The organism is Variovorax flavidus (genome assembly GCF_030317145.1).
Classification (GTDB): domain Bacteria; phylum Pseudomonadota; class Gammaproteobacteria; order Burkholderiales; family Burkholderiaceae_C; genus Variovorax; species Variovorax flavidus.
On record NZ_JASZYE010000002.1, the window covers coordinates 890,633 to 911,746 of the forward strand.

At 67.1% G+C, this 21,114-nt stretch carries 16 protein-coding genes; 6 read left to right on the forward strand and 10 right to left on the reverse strand.

Annotation, left to right across the window (positions count from 1 at the left end; all coding sequences use genetic code 11):
• Positions 1-30: 30 nt before the first annotated feature.
• A complete protein-coding gene (locus QTH90_RS14865; protein ID WP_286665318.1) occupies positions 31-1,272 on the reverse strand; it encodes a pyridoxal-phosphate-dependent aminotransferase family protein in 1,242 nt (413 codons plus the stop codon).
• 125 nt (positions 1,273-1,397) lie between these two features.
• Here QTH90_RS14865 and QTH90_RS14870 point away from each other — a divergent pair, with 125 nt between their 5' ends.
• The gene (locus QTH90_RS14870; protein ID WP_286665319.1) at positions 1,398-2,093 is read left to right on the forward strand and encodes a GntR family transcriptional regulator; all 696 of its coding nucleotides are present in this window, start codon (positions 1,398-1,400) and stop codon (positions 2,091-2,093) included.
• 11 nt (positions 2,094-2,104) lie between these two features.
• Positions 2,105-5,149 carry an FAD-binding and (Fe-S)-binding domain-containing protein gene (locus QTH90_RS14875; protein ID WP_286665320.1) on the forward strand — a complete coding sequence of 1,015 codons (3,045 nt, stop codon included), beginning with the start codon at positions 2,105-2,107 and terminating at the stop codon, positions 5,147-5,149.
• A 115-nt stretch (positions 5,150-5,264) separates the two neighbouring features.
• Here QTH90_RS14875 and QTH90_RS14880 read toward each other — a convergent pair whose 3' ends face one another.
• Positions 5,265-6,071 (reverse strand): metallophosphoesterase, encoded by an 807-nt coding sequence (locus tag QTH90_RS14880; RefSeq protein WP_286665321.1) that lies wholly within the window; start codon positions 6,069-6,071, stop codon positions 5,265-5,267.
• A gap of 121 nt (positions 6,072-6,192) precedes the next feature.
• Here QTH90_RS14880 and QTH90_RS14885 point away from each other — a divergent pair, with 121 nt between their 5' ends.
• Positions 6,193-6,366, forward strand: coding sequence for a hypothetical protein (locus QTH90_RS14885; protein ID WP_286665322.1), 174 nt, complete (start codon positions 6,193-6,195; stop codon positions 6,364-6,366).
• Positions 6,367-6,387: 21 nt separating this feature from the next.
• On the opposite strand, the gene QTH90_RS14890 is transcribed toward QTH90_RS14885, so the two are convergent.
• Positions 6,388-7,371, reverse strand: a complete 984-nt coding sequence (locus QTH90_RS14890; protein WP_286665323.1) for a LysR family transcriptional regulator — start codon at positions 7,369-7,371, stop codon at positions 6,388-6,390.
• 108 nt (positions 7,372-7,479) lie between these two features.
• Between QTH90_RS14890 and QTH90_RS14895 the strand changes: the two genes are divergently transcribed.
• Positions 7,480-8,025 (forward strand): hypothetical protein, encoded by a 546-nt coding sequence (locus QTH90_RS14895; RefSeq protein WP_286665324.1) that lies wholly within the window; start codon positions 7,480-7,482, stop codon positions 8,023-8,025.
• 160 nt (positions 8,026-8,185) lie between these two features.
• Here the strand turns inward: QTH90_RS14895 and QTH90_RS14900 are convergent, their stop codons facing one another.
• The 3 genes from QTH90_RS14900 to QTH90_RS14910 all read right to left on the reverse strand — a co-directional run bounded on the left by QTH90_RS14900 (position 8,186) and on the right by QTH90_RS14910 (position 11,689).
• On the reverse strand, positions 8,186-10,033 hold the full coding sequence (locus tag QTH90_RS14900; protein ID WP_286665325.1) for a phosphoenolpyruvate carboxykinase (GTP): 1,848 nt from the start codon (positions 10,031-10,033) through the stop codon (positions 8,186-8,188).
• 212 nt (positions 10,034-10,245) lie between these two features.
• Positions 10,246-10,398 carry a hypothetical protein gene (locus QTH90_RS14905; RefSeq protein WP_286665326.1) on the reverse strand — a complete coding sequence of 51 codons (153 nt, stop codon included), beginning with the start codon at positions 10,396-10,398 and terminating at the stop codon, positions 10,246-10,248.
• Between the two features lie 91 nt (positions 10,399-10,489).
• Positions 10,490-11,689, reverse strand: coding sequence for a threonine ammonia-lyase (locus QTH90_RS14910; RefSeq protein WP_286665327.1), 1,200 nt, complete (start codon positions 11,687-11,689; stop codon positions 10,490-10,492).
• A gap of 121 nt (positions 11,690-11,810) precedes the next feature.
• Here QTH90_RS14910 and QTH90_RS14915 point away from each other — a divergent pair, with 121 nt between their 5' ends.
• Both QTH90_RS14915 and QTH90_RS14920 read left to right on the forward strand, forming a co-directional pair.
• Complete coding sequence (locus QTH90_RS14915; protein ID WP_286665328.1) at positions 11,811-14,132, forward strand: ATP-binding protein; 2,322 nt, start codon at positions 11,811-11,813, stop codon at positions 14,130-14,132.
• A 50-nt stretch (positions 14,133-14,182) separates the two neighbouring features.
• Positions 14,183-15,721: a S41 family peptidase gene (locus QTH90_RS14920; protein WP_286665329.1), complete on the forward strand. Its 1,539-nt coding sequence runs from the start codon at positions 14,183-14,185 to the stop codon at positions 15,719-15,721.
• A gap of 120 nt (positions 15,722-15,841) precedes the next feature.
• Here the strand turns inward: QTH90_RS14920 and recQ are convergent, their stop codons facing one another.
• The 4 genes from recQ to QTH90_RS14940 form a co-directional block, all read right to left on the reverse strand.
• Complete coding sequence (gene recQ / locus QTH90_RS14925; RefSeq protein WP_286665330.1) at positions 15,842-17,713, reverse strand: DNA helicase RecQ; 1,872 nt, start codon at positions 17,711-17,713, stop codon at positions 15,842-15,844.
• 151 nt (positions 17,714-17,864) lie between these two features.
• Positions 17,865-18,821: a cyclase family protein gene (locus QTH90_RS14930; protein WP_286665331.1), complete on the reverse strand. Its 957-nt coding sequence runs from the start codon at positions 18,819-18,821 to the stop codon at positions 17,865-17,867.
• A gap of 62 nt (positions 18,822-18,883) precedes the next feature.
• The gene (locus QTH90_RS14935; protein WP_286665332.1) at positions 18,884-20,461 is read right to left on the reverse strand and encodes a class I adenylate-forming enzyme family protein; all 1,578 of its coding nucleotides are present in this window, start codon (positions 20,459-20,461) and stop codon (positions 18,884-18,886) included.
• Positions 20,458-21,111 (reverse strand): ABC transporter ATP-binding protein, encoded by a 654-nt coding sequence (locus QTH90_RS14940; protein WP_286665333.1) that lies wholly within the window; start codon positions 21,109-21,111, stop codon positions 20,458-20,460. Before QTH90_RS14940 ends, QTH90_RS14935 begins: the two co-directional genes overlap by 4 nt.
• Between the last annotated feature and the right edge of the window lie 3 nt (positions 21,112-21,114).

The following is a 21,114-nucleotide window of genomic DNA, read 5'->3' on the forward strand; positions in this document are numbered from 1 at the left end:
CTCCGTTTTCTTGAGTGAACGCGTGGGCGCTCAGGCCGCCTTTTGCAGGGCGGCCGGCGCGACATGGCCGGCGAAGTAATCCATCGTGGCCTGCACGCCGCTGCCGGCGAGCTTGACGCCGGAGAGCTTCAGTCCCATCTCGACGCCGGCGACCATCGCGACGAGCGTCAGGTCGTTGCTGTCGCCGAGGTGGCCCATGCGGAACATGCGGCCCTTGAGCTTGCCCAGCCCCGTGCCCAGCGACAGGTCGAAGCGCTGGTGGATGAGGCGGCGCACGGCGTCCGCGTCGACGCCTTCAGGCGTGATCACGCCGGTGAGCACCGGCGAGTACACGGCCGGGTCGGCGCACTGGATCGGCAGGCCCCACGCGTTCACCGCGGCGCGCACGCCGGCGGCCCAGCGCTGGTGGCGCGCGAAGACGTTGTCCAGGCCCTCGCCGAGGATCATGTCCAGCGCTTCCGAGAGGCCATAGAGCAGGTTGGTGTTCGGCGTGTAGGGCCAGTAGCCGTCCTTGTTCATCTCGACGATCTCGTCCCAGGCCCAGAACGAGCGGGGCAGCTTGGCGCTCTTCATGGCTTCGAGGGCGCGCGGCGAGATGGCGTTGAAACTGATGCCCGGCGGCAGCATCAGGCCCTTTTGCGAGCCGCTGATGGTGACGTCCACGCCCCATTCGTCGTGGCGGAAGTCGGCGCTGGCCAGGCCGGAGATGCTGTCCACCATCAGCAGCGCGGGGTGGCCTGCCGCATCGATGGCGCGGCGCACCGAGGCGATGTCGGAGGTGACGCCGGTCGAGGTCTCGTTGTGCACCACGCACACGGCCTTGATCTTCTTCTCCGTGTCCTTGCGCAGGCGCGCCTCGATCAGGTCCGCCTGGACGCCACGGCGCCAGCCGGCCGCCTGCGGCAGGTGTTCGTCGGTGCCGTTGAAGGCCAGGAACTCGGTCGAGATGCCAAGCCGCGTCGCCATCTTCTGCCAGAGGGATGCGAAGTGACCCGTCTCGTACATCAGCACGTGATCGCCGGGGCTCAGGGTGTTCGACAGCGCGGCCTCCCAGGCGCCGGTGCCGGAAGCCGGATAGATGATGACCGGGTGCTGCGTCTTGAAGATCTTGCGGATGCCCGTGAGCACTTGTCGGCCGAGCGTGCCGAATTCGGGCCCGCGATGGTCGATCGTGGGCAGGCTCATCGCGCGCAGGATGCGGTCGGGCACCGGGCTCGGGCCCGGGATCTGCAGGAAGTGCCTGCCGGTGGGATGGGAGTCGAGTTGAAGCATTGGAGCCGTCCTTTCGCCGTCAGTTTTGCATTCAAAAGACAAATGTGGATGATGGTTATCCCCTAGGTCAAGGGGTTGAGGCATAAAAAATTTGCATTCAAAATGCAAGTCAAGGAAATGAACCCATGGCGGAAGTGATCGAAATCTCGCGTCTCGCGCTGCATGACCAGGTGGCGTCGCGTCTGCGCACGATGCTCATCGAAGGCCAGATCGCGCCGGGCGCCAAGCTCAACGAGCGTGAGCTGTGCGAGCAGTTGCGCGTCTCGCGCACGCCGCTGCGCGAGGCCATCAAGCTGCTGGCGGCGGAGGGTCTGGTCGACCTGCTGCCCAACCGGGGCGCGGTGGCCGTCAAACTGACGGAAGCCGACGTGGTCAATACCTTCGAGTTGCTCTCGATGCTCGAAGCCATGTCCGGCGAACTGGCGGCGCAGCGCATCTCCGACGAGGAGCTGGCCGAGTTGCGGGCGCTGCACTACGAAATGATGGCGTGCTTCGCGCGCCGGGACCTCTCCGGCTACTACCGCGTCAACGCGCGCATCCACGCCGCCATCAACGACGCGGCCAAGAACCCGGTGCTGACGAGCACCTACCGCTCCATCAATGCGCGCGTGCAGTCGCTGCGCTTTCGCACCAACCAGAACGAAGCCAAGTGGGCGGGTGCGGTCGCGGAGCACGAACGAATGATCGAAGCCCTGAGCGCGCGCGATCCCGTCGCGATGCGTCAGGTGCTGATCGAGCACCTGAACCGGAAGCGCGACACCGTGCTGGAGCTGCTGCGCGCCGGCGAAATCTATCCACGGTCCAACGCGGCCAAGTCCTGAAGCCTCACCCCATGCGCATCGAGCCCGCGAGCCATCTCCAGCCAGCCGGTACCGTCCTGCCCCCCAACGAGACCTGCGAGGCGCTCGCGAGGCGGCTCGCGGCCGAGACGCAGGGCGAGGTGCTGTTCGACGACGCGTCGCGCGGCCGCTATGCGACCGATGCGTCGATCTACCAGATCATGCCGGTCGGCGTGCTGGTGCCGAAGACCGAACGCGACATCGCGACCGCCATCGACGTGGCGCGAGATCTCAAGGTGCCGGTGCTGGCGCGTGGCGGCGGCACCAGCCAGTGCGGCCAGACCACGGGCGCGGCGCTGGTCATCGACAACAGCAAGCATTTCCGGCGCGTGCTGGACCTGGATCTCGAACGCCGCACCGTCACGGTGGAGCCGGGCATCGTGCTCGATCACCTCAATGCGCAGCTCAAGCCGCACGGGCTCTGGTATCCGGTCGACGTGTCCACCAGCGCACAGGCCACGCTCGGCGGCATGGCGGGCAACAACTCCTGCGGCTCGCGCTCCATCGCCTACGGCAACATGGTGCACAACGTGGCCGGTGCGAGTGCGTGGCTGTCCGACGGCGAACTGGTCGACTTCGGCCCGGTGTCGAACCTGGGCGCACGCGCGAGCGACATCGCGCTGCACGTGCGGCAACTGGTGGCGCAGCACCGCAGCCAGATCCAGGCGAACTGGCCCAAGGTGCTGCGCCGCGTCGCGGGCTACAACCTCGACATCTTCGACAACCAGAACGAGAAGCCCTACACGACGGACGGCAGCGTCAACCTCGCCCACCTGCTGATCGGCGCCGAAGGCACGCTGGCCTATACGCGCAGCCTGACGCTGAAGCTTTCCGAACTGCCGCGCGCCAAGGTGCTGGGCATCGTGAACTTCCCGACCTTCCGTGCCGCCATGGATTCGGCGCAGCACATCGTGAAGCTCGGGCCCACCGCGGTGGAGCTGGTCGATCGCACGATGATCGAGCTGAGCCTTGCCAATCCGGCGTTCAAGCCCACCGTCGAGACCGCGTTGATCGGCCGGCCCGCCGCGATCCTGCTGGTCGAGTTCTCGGGCAGCGACAAGGCATCGCTGCTGCCGAAGCTCAAGGACCTGGTCGATTTGATGGGCGAACTCGGCCTGCCGGGCAGCGTGGTCGAGATGCGCGACGACGCTCCGCAGAAGAACCTGTGGGACGTGCGCAAGGCCGGGCTCAACATCATGATGAGCCTCAAGGGCGACGGCAAGCCGGTGAGCTTCATCGAGGATTGCGCGGTGCCGCTGGAGCATCTGGCGGACTACACCGACGGCCTCACTGAAGTCTTCGCCAAGTACGGCAGCCGGGGCACCTGGTACGCGCACGCGTCGGTGGGCACGTTGCACGTGCGGCCGATCCTGGACATGCGCACCGACGGCGCGGCCAAGATGCGGGCGATCGCCGAGGAGGCGAGCGCGCTGGTGCGCAAGTACAAGGGCGCCTTCAGCGGCGAACACGGCGACGGCCTGTGCCGCGGCGAATGGATCGAGTGGCAATTCGGCCCGGCTCTCAACGAAGCCTTCCGCTCCATCAAGCAGAAGCTCGACCCGGTCAACCTCTTCAACCCCGGCAAGATCATCGATCCGCCGAAGATGGACGACAGCAGCCTGTTCCGCTTTGCGCCCGAAACCGCGCCCAAGCCGTACCGGCGCATTCCGCTGACGCCTGTCCTCGACTGGTCCGCCTGGAACGTGCAGGCCGACCCGGTGACGGAAGTGACCACCGCGCCGGGCACCGGCGGCGACATCACCGGCGGCTTCGCCAAGGCCGTGGAGATGTGCAACAACAACGGCCACTGCCGCAAGTTCGACGCCGGCACGATGTGCCCGAGCTATCGCGTGACGCGCGACGAGCAGCATCTGACGCGCGGCCGCGCCAACACGCTGCGGCTCGCTGTCTCCGGCCAGTTGGGGCCCGACGCTTTCACGAGCGAGGCCATGCACGAGACGATGGATCTGTGCGTCGGCTGCAAGGGCTGCAAGCGCGATTGCCCGACGGGCGTCGACATGGCGAAGATGAAGATCGAGTTCCTGTCGCACTACAAGAAGAAGCACGGGCACACGCTCAAGGACAAGCTGATCGCCCGGCTGCCGGACTATGCCCATGCGGCCAGCCGCGTGGCGTGGCTGCTCAATCTGCGCAATACCGTGCCGGGTGCGCGCTGGCTCGGGGAAAAGGTGCTGGGGCTTTCTGCGAAGCGCTCGCTGCCGGAGTGGCGCAGCGACACTTTCTGGCGCGCCAGCGATCCTTCGATGTTTGCGAGCCGCGAACAGGCGATCGCCGCCGCGGGTGTGGGGCGCAAGGTCGCGGTGCTCTTCGTCGACACCTTCAACGGCACCTTCGAAAGCGAGAACGCACTGGCTGCCGTGCGCGTGCTCAAGGCTGCGGGCTACCTGCTGCACACGGTGCAAAAGGACGGTGGCCACCATTGCTGCGGCCGGACCTATCTCGCCAATGGCATGGTGGACGAGGCCAAGGCCAAAGCCGGCGCGCTGATCGATGCGCTGCTGCCGTTTGCCACCGCGGGCATCGCGATCGTGGGGCTCGAACCCTCGTGCCTGCTGACGCTGCGCGACGAGACACTGGTGATGGGGCTGGGCGCGAAGGCCCAGACGGTCGCCGGCCAGGCGCTGCTGTTCGAGGAATTCATTGCGCGCGAGGCGAAGGCGGGGCGTTTCGAGTTGAAGCTCAAGGCGGTCGACAAGCCGATCCTGTTGCACGGGCACTGCCACCAGAAGGCTTTTGGCGCGGTCAGCCCGATCCTCGATGTGCTCAAGCTGATCCCCGGCGCCAAGCCGGAACTGATCGAGAGCTCATGTTGCGGCATGGCGGGCAGCTTCGGCTACGAGGCCTCCCACTACGAGGTCTCGATGCAGATGGCGGAAGCCAGCCTGCTGCCCGCGGTGCGCCAGAACCCGGATGCCATCGTCGTGGCCGACGGCACCAGCTGCCGGCACCAGATCGCCGACGGCGCGCAGCGCGAAGCAGTTCACGTCGCGCGGCTGCTCGAAGCTCAACTCGGATGAACCCCCCGCAGCCGAGCCCAGGGATCCCGCGGAACCGGCTTTGCCGGGCCGCAGGGGTCGCCCCCGGAAGGGGGTGGGCGGCCACACGAAGTGGGCAAGCCTGGGGGAGAGCCTTTCAGCTCACGTCGATCAGCAGGTCGGGTCGGAAGTTTTCCTGCTCGCCCTTGCCGACGTAGCCCAGCGGATTCGCGATCACGCGGCAGCCGTCCTTCACGTAGTCGAACTGGCAGTGCAGGTGGCCGTGCAGCCAGAGGTCGGCCTGGGGCAGCAACTCGTCCAGGGAATTGCAGAAGCCTGCCGTGCCGGGGCTCAGCCCGTAGCGCGGGTCGGCGCTCGCCAGGGTCGGCGCGAAATGGGTGATGGCGACGGTGGTGCCGTCGAAGTCTTCGGCCAAGGCATTGCGGAGCCAAGCCTGACACGTCAGTGAGTGCTCCCTCAAGGCTTCTGCGAGGAAGATTTCACCATTGCGGAGGGTGGCCGCCTTTTGCAGATAGAAGTTGGCGGCACGCATGGCCTTGCCGCGCTTCTTGAGGACTTCGGACAGGGTGTCGGTCGGCTCCGCCAGCGCGTCGAAGTCGGCCCAGAGCGTGGTGCCGATGAAGCGCACGCCGTCGATGACGCGGGTTTCGCGCTCCAGCCATCCGATGTCCAGCGCATCGCAGGTTTCGCGAAGCCGGCTGTGAATCTCGTCGAAATCCGCGTTGTCGTATTCATGGTTGCCCGGCACATACAGCACCGGCGCCGGCCATCCGTGGCGCGGGGAAAAGCGGGCCAGGCCGAAATCGGGCTCGACCAGGCTGGAGCCGGCCTGGTACGAGCCGATGTCACCGGCGAGCACCAGCAGATCGACGCCCGGTGCCGGCGCAATCTGGAGATGCGGATGGACCTCGATGTGCAGGTCCGAGAGCAGCTGGAGCTTCATGAATGCAGTCTAGGTGATGGTTCCATGCATGGATCGCATAACGTTGTCCTTGCAATATTGGGGAAAACCCTTAATCTTGAATCATCTTCAACACAGGAGCGCGCCAAGGTCGCGCACCATCATGTTCAGCTTGATCGCCCAAGTGGCCCGTTTTCTCCGTCCGACCCGTGAAATGACTCCGTCCAGCCCGGCAGCGATGCTGATGGAAAGCGCAGGCAGCCGTGCCGGTCTGGATGCCCACGAAGCTCAGGAACTGCGCGTCGCCGCCAGCGCCTGGCTGAGCGTCGTGCGCTGATCGCAACGCTTCTCCAATTCGTCAGTCGTCCCGCGGCGCCAGTTCGTCCGGCGTGCCGGCAAAGGCCGCGGCAGCCGAACGCAGCAGCGCCTTCCGCAGCCATTCGTGCGAATGCCCGTGCTGCGCGCGCCGATGCCAGACCGCATCCACGTGCACCAGCGGCTGGTCGAAGGGAAGGTCGCGCAGGACCAGTTGGTCGTCGATGCCTGTCACCCGGACGAAATGCCGCGGCAGGACGGTCAGCAAATCCGAATTCGCCACCACCCGGCCGGCCGTGAAAAACTGGTTCACCGTGACCACGATGCGCCGCTCCCGCCCCAGCGCGCCCAGCGTCTGGTCGATGAATCCGTAGGGACGGCCCGAAAAGCTCACCAGCAAGTGGCGCGCGGCGCAGTAGGCGTCGAGCGTCAGGGGCTCCGCCGCCAGCGGGTGGCCCCGGCGCATCACGCAGACGTACTGGCCGACATAGAGCCGCTGGGTTTCGAAGGGCACGCCCACGCCGGATTGCCCCCGTGCCGCGAGGCTGGCGATCACGGCGGGAAAGTAGCCGATCGCCATGTCGACCTCTTCGTTCTCCAGCATGGGTCGCGGGTCGCGTGTCGTCAGTGGCAGCACGCGAAGCGAGACGGCGCGGGCTTCCCGCTCGACGATTCCCACCAGGCCCGGCATGAGTTCGGCGGCGGTGGCGTCGGCCATGGCGAGCAAGAAGGTCGTGTCGGCGATCCCCGCATCGAATTCGCCGGGGGCCAGGGTGTGCTGCAACTGCCTGAGGGCGTCCCGGACGGTGGGCCACAGCGCCAGCGCGCGCGGGGTCGGCTCCACGCCGGCACCGGAGCGGCGCACGAGCTCGTCACCCAGAACCTCGCGCAGCCGCCGCAGCGCATTGCTGACGGCGGGCTGCGTGATCGACAGATTCCGTGCCGCGCGCGTCAGGTTGCGCTCCGCCATCACTTCGTCGAAGACGCGAAGCAGGTTCAGGTCGAGCGTGCGAAAGTTGACGTCCATCAGTGGTGTGAATGATAAACATCAGAAAGATAAAGTGGCAAAACACTAGGGTAACCCCTAATATCACCCCATCGGCTCCCGCCCTTCGTTCTTTAGGAGGAACGCATCATGACCAGTTTCGTACACGTTGACACCCCCGCAACCCACCCCGGCGTCGTTCGCGCCGAGGAAGTGATCGAGCGCATCCGCAGCGCCCGTCGTGGCTTCGACGGCGCACGTGGCCTGGCCGCGTTGCTGCTGGCAGCCATCGTCTCGTCGCTGCTGGTGGTCGCCGACCGCCTGATGTCCACCTCGGAAGAGGGCGGCCTGCTGGTCGCCTGGGTCGTGCTCTGGGGCGTGGCATTCGTGGCCATCGCGCTCTTCGCCGGCACGGCCCGCGCACTGGCGACCCGCGCGATCGCATCGGCCCGTGGCGCCGCCCGCCGCCGCGCCGCAGCGCGCGCCGACGAGCAGTTCATGGCCTATGCCCAGCACGACCCGCGCATCCTGCGCGACCTGCAGGCCATCAGCAGCCGCCAGGAAGTGGCAGGTGTTGCAGCTCCCGTCTCCACCAGGGAGCAAGCCCTCGAAGTGGTCGCCAAGCGTTCCGCCAACGTCCGCACGCCGACCCTGCACGAAGCGATGCGCCGCGTGAACCTCGGCCAGTACTACTGATCCGACCCCGCCGAGCCAGACGGCTCAAACAAAAAAGCCCCGCCAAGCGGGGCTTTTTCGTTGGTGAAGCACCGCGGATCCGGCTCAGCCGGTCCGCCGGTGTTGCCCCCCGGCAGGGGGGTAGGCGGCCACACGAAGTGGGCAAGCCTGGGGGGCGAGCTCAAGCCCTCAGGCGCTGCTCGATGGCCGCCTTGGTGGCCGGCAGTTCCTTCGGCAGGTGGTGCGCCAGTTGCTCGAACAGTTCCGTGTGCAGCTTCAGTTCGGCCTGCCATGCCGCCTTGTCGATGCTGGTGACGGTATTGAACTGCTCGGCGCTGAAATCCAGGCCGGTCCAGTTCAGGTCTTCATAGCGGGGGCTGACGCCGAAGACGTGGTCGTTGCCGTTGCCTTGGCCCTCGATGCGGTCGATCATCCACTTCAGCACGCGCATGTTCTCGCCGTAGCCGGGCCAGACGAACTTGCCGTCCGCACCCTTGCGGAACCAGTTGGTCGTGTAGATCTTCGGCACCTTGGCGCCGGCAGCCTCGAGCTTCTTGCCCAGGTCCAGCCAGTGCTGGAAATAGTCGCTCATGTTGTAGCCGGCGAAGGGCAGCATCGCGAACGGATCGCGGCGCACCACGCCTTGCTGGCCTGCGGCTGCGGCAGTGGTTTCGGAGCCCATGGTCGCGGCCATGTAGACGCCTTCGACCCAGTTGCGGGCTTCGGTCACCAGCGGCACGGTGGTCGAGCGGCGGCCGCCGAAGATGAAAGCGTCGATCGCGACGCCCTTCGGGTCGTCCCAGGCATCGTCGAGCGCCGGGTTGTTGGTGGCAGCGACGGTGAAGCGGGCGTTCGGGTGCGCGGCCTTGGCGCCGGTTTCCCTTGCGATGGCCGGCGTCCAGTCCTTGCCTTGCCAGTCGATGGCGTGCGCGGGCGCATCCCCCATGCCTTCCCACCAGACGTCGCCGTCATCGGTCAGGGCCACGTTCGTGAAGATCACGTCGCGGTCGAGGCTGGCCATGCAGTTCGGGTTGGTCTGCATGTTGGTGCCGGGCGCGACGCCGAAGTAGCCGGCCTCGGGGTTGATGGCGTGCAGCTTGCCGTCGGCGCCGGGCTTGATCCAGGCGATGTCGTCGCCGATGGTCGTGACTTTCCAGCCGTCGAAGCCGGCCGGAGGGATCAGCATCGCGAAGTTGGTCTTGCCGCAGGCGCTCGGGAAGGCGGCGGCCACGTGGTACTTCTTGCCCTGGGGATTGGTCACGCCGAGGATCAGCATGTGCTCGGCGAGCCAACCTTCGTCGCGGCCCATGTTCGATGCGATGCGCAGCGCGAAGCACTTCTTGCCGAGCAGTGCGTTGCCGCCGTAGCCCGAGCCGTAGCTCCAGATTTCGCGCGTCTCGGGGTAGTGGACGATGTACTTCGTCTTGTTGCAGGGCCAGGCCACGTCTTTCTGGCCCGCTTCGAGCGGCGCGCCCACGGTGTGGACGCAGGGCACGAACTCGCCGTTCACGCCGAGCACGTCGTACACGGCCTTGCCCATGCGGGTCATGATCTTCATGTTGACGGCCACATAGGGGCTGTCGGACAACTCGATGCCGATGTGCGCGATCGGCGAGCCGAGCGGGCCCATGCTGAAGGGCACGACGTACATCGTGCGGCCCGCCATGCAGCCGTCGAACAGCGGCTGAAGCGTGGCGCGCATTTCCGCCGGGGCCATCCAGTTGTTGGTGGGGCCGGCGTCTTCCTTGTTGGCGGAGCAGATGAAGGTGCGGTCCTCGACGCGCGCGACGTCGCTCGGATCGGAAGTCGCGAGGAAGGAGTTGGGCCGCTTGGCCGGATTGAGCTTTTTGAAAGTGCCGGCATCGACCATCAACTGGCAGAGGCGGTCGTACTCTTCGGTGCTGCCGTCGCACCAGTGGATGTTGGCGGGCTTGCACAGCGCGGCCATATCGGCCACCCAGGCGATCAGCTTCGCGTTCTTGACGTAGGAGGGTGCCTGCATGGCAAGACCCTTCAGCGGTGCGTTCATCGTCTATCTCCTAAGTTGAAAATCGTCTTTTCGAACGGGACTCGCGTGCCTTGGCGGCGAGATCCGTTGGAAAAAACGCTTCCGTCTCGGGAGAGCGGCTGGATGGCAGCCGGTACGGACCGGAGAGCAGCGGCCGGCGACGGTGCCGACCCGGGCTGGCCTGTGACGCTCGGGCGCAGCGAGGGCATCCAGTGCCCACGCGGCGGCCGGGATCAGGCCACGAAGATCGCGATCGATGCCAGAAGGAGCATCAGCACCCCGCCGACCAATGGCAGCACCAGGGGCATGAGATGAACGATCGACTCGACTGCGTCTTTTTCGACGGCGGCTGCGTGGCCGGGTTCGACAGGGGTGGGGTTGGACATTGGAGTTCCTTGGGTTCTCGAGACTGAAACCATTTTACCGACTGGTCCGGCGGTCGCGGTCTAGGGGGTTCCCAGACCCCCGCGTGCCGCCTCAGCGCTGCTCCATGGCCTCGAAACCGGCCGCGCGCAATGCGTCCAGCACGGCCGACAGGTGCTCGCGGCCGCGCGTCTGCAGGACCAGTTCGATGTCGACGTTCTGGGCCGCCAGCATGGTGAACGCGCGCTGGTGGTGCACCTCGTCGATGTTGGCGCCTGCTTCGGCCACGGTGGCGGTGATATGGGCCAGGGAGCCGGGCACGTCGCGCGCACTCACCCGCACCCGCGCCAGCCGCCCGGCCCGGACCATGCCGCGTTCGATGATGGCGGCCAGCAACAGCGGATCGATGTTGCCGCCCGACAGCACGAGACCGACCCGCTTGCCCTTGAAACGCTCCGGATGCCGGATCAGCGCGGCCAGTCCGGCGGCGCCGGCGCCTTCGACCAGTGTCTTCTCGATTTCCAGCAGCATCAGGACGGCCTGCTCGATGTCGCCCTCGTCGACCAGCAGCAGATCGTCGACCTGGCTGGCGATGATGTCGCGCGTCAGCACGCCGGGAGTACCCACCGCGATGCCTTCGGCGATCGTGCTGGAGCCTTGCGGATGGTGCGTGCCCTGTACGGCGTTGACCATTGCCGGAAAGCGCGTCGTCTGGACGCCCACGATCTCGATGCCGGGCTTGCGGGCGCGTGCGGCGATCGCCATGCCGGCGATCAGCCCGCCGCCGCCGACCGACACCACCAGCGCGTCGAGATCAGGCACCACGTCCAGCATTTCCAGCGCCACGGTGCCCTGGCCGGCGATGATGGCTTCGTCGTCGTAGGGGTGGACGAAAGTCAGGTCTTCGCGTTCCGCCAGGGCCATGGCATGGGCACGTGCGGCATCGAGCGTGTCGCCGTGCAGCACGACTTCGGCGCCAAAACCGCGCGTGCGCTCGATCTTCACGCCCGGCGTGAAGCGCGGCATCACGATCAGCGCGCGCAGCCCCAGGCGCTGTGCGTGATACGCCACGCCCTGCGCATGATTGCCGGCCGACATGGCGATCACCCCACGTGTGCCGCCCTCCGAGAGATCGACCAGCTTGTTACATGCGCCGCGTTCCTTGAACGATGCAGTGAACTGCAGGTTCTCGAATTTGAGGAAAACCTGCGCTCCGACGATTTCCGAGAGCGTGCGCGATTCGACGCAGGGAGTGTCCAGCACCTGCCCGTGCAGGCGACGCGCGGCGCGTTCAATGTCTTCGATTCCAACCATCGGCGGAATTGTGGCCGGAATTGCAACTTCCGCGCTGTTACCCGTCGTGAGGCTTCCCCAAGCCAAAACTCTGCGTTATGGTCGCGCTCAGATTCAGTTTCCGCTCAATGGGGGTTTCCCGATGGTCAAGCGTTCCGGCGTCGATGTCCTGGCTGCGGTTCCCCGCGGCCATGCATTGCCATCGCCCGGACTCAAGGAAGCACCGGTGCTCGAACTCATGTGTTCGCACTTCGTGCTCACGCTGGCGGCCAAGCAGGGACCGCGCTTCAACGTGCGCCGCGACCTCAACGGACTGCTTTCGCTGACCGGGCGCCATCTTGTCTGGCCCCTGCCGGTGCTGCAGCGCTTGCGCGAGTTCCTGGGGCGCCGGTGTGCCGGCAACGAGATATGGAAGGGTGTCGAGGACTACGACGGCCGCACGCTGCTCGAACGCCATGGCGTCTGGCGCGGCCCTTACGAAGAAGGCACGCTGTTCTTCTATCTGGATGAATACGCCAAGGACCAGCCGAAGGACCTTCTGTCGGTGCTGTCCGTCACGCGCGACTGGCTCACGCATGCGCTGCGCAAGCAGTCCACACTGGTCGAAAAGAACATCGATGCGCTCGCCGGGCTGCTGCAGCTCAACAAGGCCGAGCGGGCGCTGCTGCTCTACGGCACGCTTGCGCGCTACCAGCGCGACCTGCGCTCGCTGCTGGTCGAGTTCAAGGTCAACAATGCGCCGGAGGCGTACGCGGCGATCGCGGAGGTCGCTGGCGTCAACGCCAGCGAGGTCGGCGAGGCGTTGCGCGCCGGCTCGCGCCTGGAGCGCATCGGCCTGGTCGAGAACCTGATCTCCGAGCACAACATCACCGACCTCGCCGACCTCATGAAGGTCAGCGAGAAGCTCCCTCCGGTCTTGATGCGCGAGTACCGCGACCGCAACGAGCTGATGGCCGTGTTCACGCGCCCCTCCGCCAAGAGCGCACTGTCGGTGCACGACTTTTCCTTTGTCGAGGACGATGCGCAGATGCTCGTCACCCTCCTGCGCGCGGCAGTGGCACGGAAGGAGCCTGGCGTGAACGTGCTGCTCTACGGCCCGCCCGGCACCGGCAAGACCGAGCTGGCCAAGGTCGTCGCGCAGGCCGCGGGGCTGGAGCTGTTCGAGGTCGAATACGCCGACCGCGACGGCAACTCGCTGTCCGGCCGCGACCGCTACCGCTCGCTGCAGATCGCGCAGGTGTTCCTCAAGGGCAGCGAGCAGGCCGCGCTGCTCTTCGACGAAGTGGAAGACGTCTTCCCGCCGATCAGCACCGAGGCCGCGCAGATCATGGCGCGCGCCGAGCAGGTCCCGTCGCCGACCAGCGGCAGCGTCAGCGGCAAGGCCTGGGTCAACCAGATCCTCGAATCGAATGCCGTGCCGACGTTGTGGGTCACCAACCGCATCGAGCAGATCGATCCGGCATTCCGTCGCCGTTTCGCCTACCACCTCGAACTGAAGTCCCCGCCGCCCGGCGCGCGAGAGCAACTGGTGCGCAAGACGCTCGAAGGCGTTTCGGTCTCGGACGCCTTCACCGCCAAGCTGGCCGGGCGCAAGGGCCTGACCCCCGCGCAGATCCGCACGGCGGTGCGCTTCGCCGAGCTGGCGATGACCGAGGGCAGCTCGGTCGAGATCCTGATCGAGCGCCAGCTCAAGAACGCCGACCTGGCGCTGGGCACGCTCGACACCCTGGGTGCGCGCCGCAGCGTCACCACCTACGACCTCGAGATGCTGAACGTCGAGACCCGGTTCGAGATCCCGCGCATCGTCGAGGCGCTCAAGGCGCGGGGCCATGGAACGCTGTGCTTCTACGGCGCGCCCGGCACCGGCAAGACCGCGCTCGCAGAGCACATCGCCAAGGCCATCGGCCGGCCGCTGATCGTCAAGCAGGCGAGCGACCTGATGAGCAAGTACGTCGGCGAGACCGAGCAGAACATGGCGGCGATGTTCAAGGAAGCGGAGGCCGAGAAGGCGATCCTGCTGCTCGACGAGGCCGACAGCTTTCTGCAGGACCGCCGGGGTGCGCAGCGCACCTACGAGGTCACCGAGGTCAACGAGATGCTGCAGGGCATGGAGCGTTTCGACGGCATCTTCGTCTGCACCACCAACCTGCTCGACCGCATCGACCAGGCCGCGTTGCGCCGCTTCACCTTCAAGATCAAGTTCATGCCGCTCACGGGCGAGCAACGCGAGCGCATGTTCGTCACCGAGGCCCTCGACGGCGATTCGATGCGCCTCACGAGCGAGATCAAGCTTCGCCTGGCCAAGCTCCCGCAGCTTTGCCCGGGTGACTTCGCCGCCGTGAAACGGCAAACAGATATCCTTGCGGTTTCGTTCTCGGCCAGCGAATTTCTCGACCAGCTGGACGCCGAACACCGGATCAAGCCCGAAGTGCGCGAATCCCGCGGCATCGGCTTCGTCCAATAAGACCAACACGACGGCAGCGCCGGACCCGGCGCGCGCGAGGGAGTCAATGAATGAAGGGTTACCGGACCATGGGCCCGGCGCGTAGCGCTGCGGCCGTTGCCATGCTGGCGGTCGTTGCAGTGCTCGCCGGATGCGGCGGAGGTGGCGGAGGCGGTGCGGCCTTGCCGCTGACCCTGGCGGCGAACGGAGGGACGACGCTTGCGTCGTCCAGCGCGGCGGGCCAATGCGCCGCACCGCGCTTCGGCGTCGATCCCGACACGGGTGCCGCGTTCCCCGACCAGCCCGGCTCGGTCGCGACCGAGAAGAGCTGGGTCCGCGCATGGATCGATGAAACCTACCTGTGGTTCGACGAGGTGCCGCCCCTGCAGGCCGCCGACTTCGCAACGCCCATCGACTACTTTGGCGCACTGAAAACGCCCAGGCTGACCGCGAGCGGGCTCCCCAAGGACCGCTTTCACTTCACTCAGGACACGGCGGACTACCGCGCCTTCTCGCAAGGCGGCATCGAGGTCGGCTATGGGATGGAACTCGCCCTCCTGAGCGCCGTGCCGCCGCGCGACGTTCGCGTGGCCTACACCGAACCCGGCACGCCAGCGTCGCAGGCGGCGATCGGCCGCGGCGAGAAGGTGATCGCCATCGACGGCATCGACGTCGTCGCGGGCGCGGATGTGGCCGGGCTCAATGCGGGGCTCGTCCCGGCGCGCGAAGGCGAGGCGCACAGCTTCAGGCTGCGGGCGACCGATGGCAGCGAGCGCACCGTCAGCCTGATGTCCGCGCGCATCACGCGCACGCCGGTCCAGAACGCGACGACGCTCACCACGCCCAGCGGGTCCGTTGGCTACCTGCTCTTCAACGATCACACGGCCACCGCGGAGGCGCTGCTCATCGCAGCCGTCAACCAGTTCAAGCGCGACAACATCGTCGACCTGGTGATCGACATGCGCTACAACGGCGGCGGCCTGCTCGACATCGCGAGCGAGCTGGCCTACATGGTCGGCTCACCCGCCGCGACGACCGGCACGGTGTTCGAGCGACTGCAGTTCAACAGCAAGAACCCGTTCCGTCTCACGGCAGCGCAGATGACCATGCCCTTCCGTTCGACCTCGCGCGGTCTGTCTTCGCCGGCGGGGCAGCCCCTGCCGCAACTCGGGCTGTCGCGCGTCACGGTGCTGGCAGGGCGGGACACCTGTTCCGCCAGCGAGTCGGTGGTCAACAGCCTGCGAGGCGTGGGCGTCACGGTCAACCTGATCGGCGACACCACCTGCGGCAAGCCGTACGGCTTCTTCCCGGAAGACAATTGCGGCACCACCTATTTCGCGATCCAGTTCCAGGGCGTCAACCAGCAGGGCTTCGGCGACTACGGCGACGGCTTCGCACCCACCTGCGCGGTGGCCGACGACTTCGGCCATGCGCTGGGCGATCCCGCCGAAGCGCGCCTTGCTGCCGCACTCAGCTTCCGCGCCACCGGCGCCTGCCCCGTCCAGAGGACAAGCAAGGCCGACGCGGGGCGCACCAAGGCCGAGACGGGCGACATGCCGTATCTGATCCGGCCGCCGGCGCGAGAGAACCGCATCATCACGCGCCCATAAGACGCCCGCCGCGAGCGTGACCCTTCCAGAAAATACCGCGGCTCCGGCTTTGCCGGTCCGCTGGTATTGCCCCCGGCAGGGGGTGGGCGGCCACACGAAGTGGGCAAGCCTGGGGGCGAGTCAAAAACTAGCGCAGACGCGCAGGACGTCGGCGCCATAGGCTTCCAGCTTCTTGCTGCCGATGCCGCTGATTCCTTGCAGGTCTTCCAGCGTGGCCGGTGCGCGCTCGGCGATGGCGGCCAGCGTCGCGTCATGGAAGATCACGTAGGCCGGCAGGTTGTGCTCGCGAGCCACTTCGCCACGCCAGGCCTTCAGGGCTGCGAAGCGAGCCTGGCCCGAAGCGTCGAGCGATGCCGCGGCGGGCGAAGGCGCACCGCGCGCCGTCTTCTCGCGCCGTGGCTTGCGCTCCGCCGGCGACGAGACCGATTCGCGCAGCGTCACCGGCGTCTCGCCCTTGAGCACCGCGCGCGAGCCTTCCGTGAGTTGCAGCGTGTTGAAGGCCTGCGCATCGACGGACAACGCGCCTGTCGCGATCAGCTGGCGCAGCACGCCGCGCAACTGGGGCTCGCTGAACTCGCTGCCGATGCCGAAGGTACTCACCCTTTCATGCCCGAACTGCTTGACCTTCTCGGTCTCCTTGCCGCGCAGGATGTCCATGATGTGGCCGGCGCCGAAGCTGATGCCGCTTTGCTGCTGCACGCGGTAGATGGTGGAGAGCAGCTTGCGCGCCGCATCCGTGCCGTCCCACACCTGCGGAGGGTTCAGGCAGTTGTCGCAATTCCCGCAGGGCGTGCTTTTCTCGCCGAAGTAGCCGAGCAGCCGCACGCGCCGGCAGTCGCTGGCTTCGGCGAGCGACAGCAAGGCATCGAGCTTGCCGCGCATCACCTGCTTGAACTCCTCGCCGGCGGGGCTCTCGTCGATCATGCGGCGCTGGTTCACCACGTCCTGCAGGCCGTAGGCCATCCAGGCGTCGGCGGGCGCGCCGTCGCGACCGGCCCGGCCGGTCTCCTGGTAATAGCCCTCGATGTTCTTCGGCATGTCCAGGTGCGCGACGAAGCGCACGTCGGGCTTGTCGATGCCCATGCCGAAGGCGATGGTCGCGACCATCACGATGCCTTCGTCGCGCAGGAAGCGATCCTGGTGCTTCTGGCGCAGCGCCGCGTCCAGCCCCGCGTGATAGGGCAGGGCGTTGATGCCCGCATCGCACAGCGTCTGCGCCACGTCTTCGACCCGCTTGCGCGACTGGCAATAGACGACACCCGCATCGCCTTCATGCTCGCGCTCGATGAAGCGCAGGAGCTGCGTCGTGGCTTCCTTCTTCTCGACGATGGCGTAGCGGATGTTGGGCCGGTCGAAGCTGGAGACGAACTGGCGCGCCTCTTCGAGCTGCAGCCGCTCGACGATGTCGGCGCGGGTCAGCGCATCGGCCGTGGCGGTGAGCGCGATGCGAGGCACGCCGGCATAGCGCTCGTGCAGCACCGTCAGCGCGCGGTACTCGGGCCGGAAGTCGTGCCCCCACTGGCTCACGCAATGCGCTTCGTCGATCGCAAAGAGCGCCAGCTTGCCGCGCTCCTTGAGCGAGTCGAGCTGCGACAGGAAGCGCGGCGTCGTCACGCGCTCGGGCGCGGCGTAAAGCAGCGTGATCTCGCCCCGCAGCATGCGGCGCTCGACGTCCTGCGTCTGCTCCCAGTCGAGCGTGGAGTTGAGGAAGGCCGCGCTCACGCCGGCTTCGTGCAGCGCGCCGACCTGGTCGTGCATCAGCGCGATCAGCGGCGACACCACCACCGTCACGCCCTGGCCCGCACGCTGGCGCGCGATGGCGGGGATCTGATAGCACAGCGACTTGCCACCGCCCGTGGGCATCAGCACCAGCGCATCGCCGCCGGCTGTGACGTGATCGACGATCGGCGCCTGCGGACCGCGGAAGGCCGCATAGCCGAACACCTCCTGAAGGATCTGCAGGGGCTCGGGCGAGGAAGCTGTGAGTGGCAAGGCAGACAAGATGCTATGGTTCTGATAGCTGCTCGCGCCCGCACGGCGCGGGGATTGAAGCCCGGGTGGGCTCCGAACAGCACGCGTCCTCCCGGACCGCGCGGCACCGATTGTCTCAGCCTTGCCCGCAGTTCGCCGGTGCCGCGCCGGATCAGCGGATCGCCACCGGATTGATCATCGATTGCACCGCGCCCTGGTACTTGTTCTGGCCGAGCACGAACATGAACTCGTAGGCCTTGTCCTTGGCGAGTTCGGCGGTGTTGATGTTCTCCAGGATGTAGGTGCCACCCATTGGCAACAGGATCTGGTGCACGCCGAAGATGCCGCCTTCCTTGTCGCCGTCCTTCTCGAATGGAATGACCTCCACGGCCCAAGTGTCCGCGCCGACCGCGACCACGCCCTTCGACACCAGGTAGCGCGCGCCTTCGCGGCCGATGCCCGGTTCCACCGAGCCGAAGCGCTTGGGGTCCTTGTCGATCAGGCTGAGCCAGCCGGTGTGGAAGATCACCACGTCGCCCTGCCGGATCTCCAGGCCCTGCTTCTTCGCGACTGCGTCGATCTCGGCCTGGTTGAACGCCGTGCCTTCCTTGACCACTTCGACGCCGTAGTGCGCCGCCATGTCGAGCATCACGCCGCGCGCCACCATGGGCGGGATCTTCTCGATGCCCAGCTTCTTCAGGCCGCCGATGGTCGCGAACTCGCCCCACTTGGCGCCGTTGTAGTAGCGGTCGCCGACGCCGATGTGGCCCAGGCCGTCGAGTTGCGTACCGATGCCGGTCCAGCAGTTGAGGATGTCGTCGTTGTAGGTGGTGTGCGTGGGGCCCAGTCCATCCGCGGTGCCGGTCTGGCCGGGCTGCACGATGTAGATGGAGCAGGTGCGCGGCGGGAAGGCCGGCGTCGTCGTGCTCACCGTGATGCCGAGCGAGTAGACCTTGCCCGTCTTGATGAGTTTCGCGGCCTGCAAGGCCGTGGCCGGTGTCATGTAGTTGGCGGCGCCGATCTCGTCGTTCGGGCCCCATTTGCTGGGGTACCAGTTCGTCTGCGCCATGGCTGCGAAACCCAAGCCCAGCGCTGCCGCGCCGATCAATCCCATCCGTATCCGCTTCATGCTCTTCTCCTGGTAGGTGTGAAAACCACTCCCTGATCAAGCAAAGCCGTGAACAACCGAATTCAGATCCTCGCGCGCAGCAAGCGCTTCAGCACCTTGCCGTTGGGGTTGCGCGGCAGCGGCTCGGGGCTCCAGGTGACGCTCTCGGGCACCTTGTAGTCGGCGAGCCTTTCCGCGCAGTGCTTCCGCAGCGCGTCGTCGTCGATGTCGATGTCGGGCGCATGGACGAAGGCGTGAACCCGCTCGCCGAGCACCGGGCAGGGCTTGCCGATGACCGCCGCCTCGATCACGCCGGGCCAGGCCATGAGCACGTTCTCCACCTCGACAGAGTAGACCTTGTAGCCGCCGCGATTGAGCATGTCCTTCTTGCGATCGAAGATGCGCACGAAGCCCTCCGCATCGACCGAGCCCAGGTCGCCCGAGTGCCAGAAGCCGGCGGTGAACGAATCGGCCGTGGCCTGCGGATTGGCCCAGTAGCCGGGCACCACCATCGGCCCGCCGATCCAGAGTTCGCCGGTTTCGCCGGGCGCGACTTCGCGGCCCTCGTCGTCCATCACGCGGATCTGCGCCGCTGGCAGCGCCACGCCGACCGAATCGATGTGCGTGCGCGTCTGGCCGGCGGGCATCATCGTCACCGGCGACGTGGTCTCGGTGGCGCCGTAGGCATTCAACAGCGCGAGGCCGGGCAAGCGCTCAGCAAGCGCGTCGATGGTCGCGACCGGCATCGGCGCGCCGCCGAAGCCGCCGATGCGCCAGCTCGACAGGTCCTCGCGGGCGAAGGACTCGCTCAGCAGGCACAGCTTGTACATCGCCGGCACCATCAGCGTGTGTGTGACGCGCTCGCGCGCCACCAGTTGCACGAAGGCATCGGCCTTGAACTCGGGCACGACGATCACCGCCCCGCCGACTTGCCACATCGACGCGATGATCGCGATCAGCCCCGTCACGTGGCTGGCCGGTACCGCCAGCGCCGAGCGGTCGTCGGCCCGCAGGCCCATGCACGACTGGAAATGCAGCGCGGAGTGCGCGATCGACAAGTGTGTGAGGAGGGCGCCCTTGGGATGGCCCGTGGTGCCGGAGGTGTAGAGGATCACCGCGACGTCGGTCTCGCGCGTTGCCGGCGCGGGCGGTGGCGTTGGCGCGGATGCGGCCAGCGCCGCCAGGCCCGATGCAGCAAGGCGCAAGGTCAGTGCCGGCGCCTCGACAGCATCGGGCAGCCGTTCGCCGAGTTCGTCATCGAAGGCAATGGCCTTCGCGCCGCACTGGACGGCAATGTAGGCCAGGCCGGGCCGCTGCTCGCGAACGCCCACCGGCACCGTGATCGCGCCCAGCCGCTGCAGGGCCAGCAGCACCAGCAGGAATTCCGGGCGGTTGCCCATGAGCATCAGCACCCGCTCGCCGGCCTCGATGCCTTGTGCCGCGAAGGCTGCCGCCAGGCGGTCGGCCGCGTCGCCTGTCTCGGCATAGCTCCATCGGCGGCCCTCGAAGACCATCGCGTCGTGCTGCGGTCGCATGGCGCGTGCGCGCTCGAACATCGCATGCAGGCTGGCCGGTCGCTCGGCGAAGCAACGCACGATGCGGTCGCCGTACAGCGCCTCATGCCGCATCGCCGGCACCGGGAAGTCGCGCCAGTGGGTCATGCCGCCACCTTCGCCAGGTTGGCGCCCCGCTCGATGACGACTTCGCTGTCGACGATGCGCCGCGAGTGGTTGAGGTCGCTCTGGGCCATCAGCACGGAAATTTCGCTGCCCTTCAGTCCGGCGATCACTTCACCCAGCCGCTTGGAAAGCACCGGCGCCACACCCTCGAAAGGCTCGTCGAGCAGCAGAAGGCGCGTGCCGACCGCGAGCGCGCGGGCCAGCGCCACCAGCTTCTGCTGGCCGCCGGACAGCAGCAGCGCGCGGCGCGTCCGCATCTCCAGCAGCTCCGGCAGCACGCGGTACACCAGCGCCAGCCGCTCGGATTCGACCAGGGCCTTGTTGACCCACACCGGCACCAGGATGTTCTCTTCCACCGTGAGTTCGGGCACCAGCCCGCGGTCCTCCGGCATGTAGCCGATGCCGAGCGCGGCGCGCGCGTGGGGCGGAAGTTCCGTCAGGTCGCGGCCGTGAAAGAGGATGCGGCCGCGCGCGGGCTTGAGATGACCCATCACGGCGCGCATCAGCGTCGTCTTGCCCGCGCCGTTGCGCCCGACCAGCCCGACCATGCGGCCCCTGCCGACCGAAAGCGACAGCCCGCGCAGGGCTTCGACCGACTGGATCGAGACATGCAAGGATTCGATCTGCAGCATCGC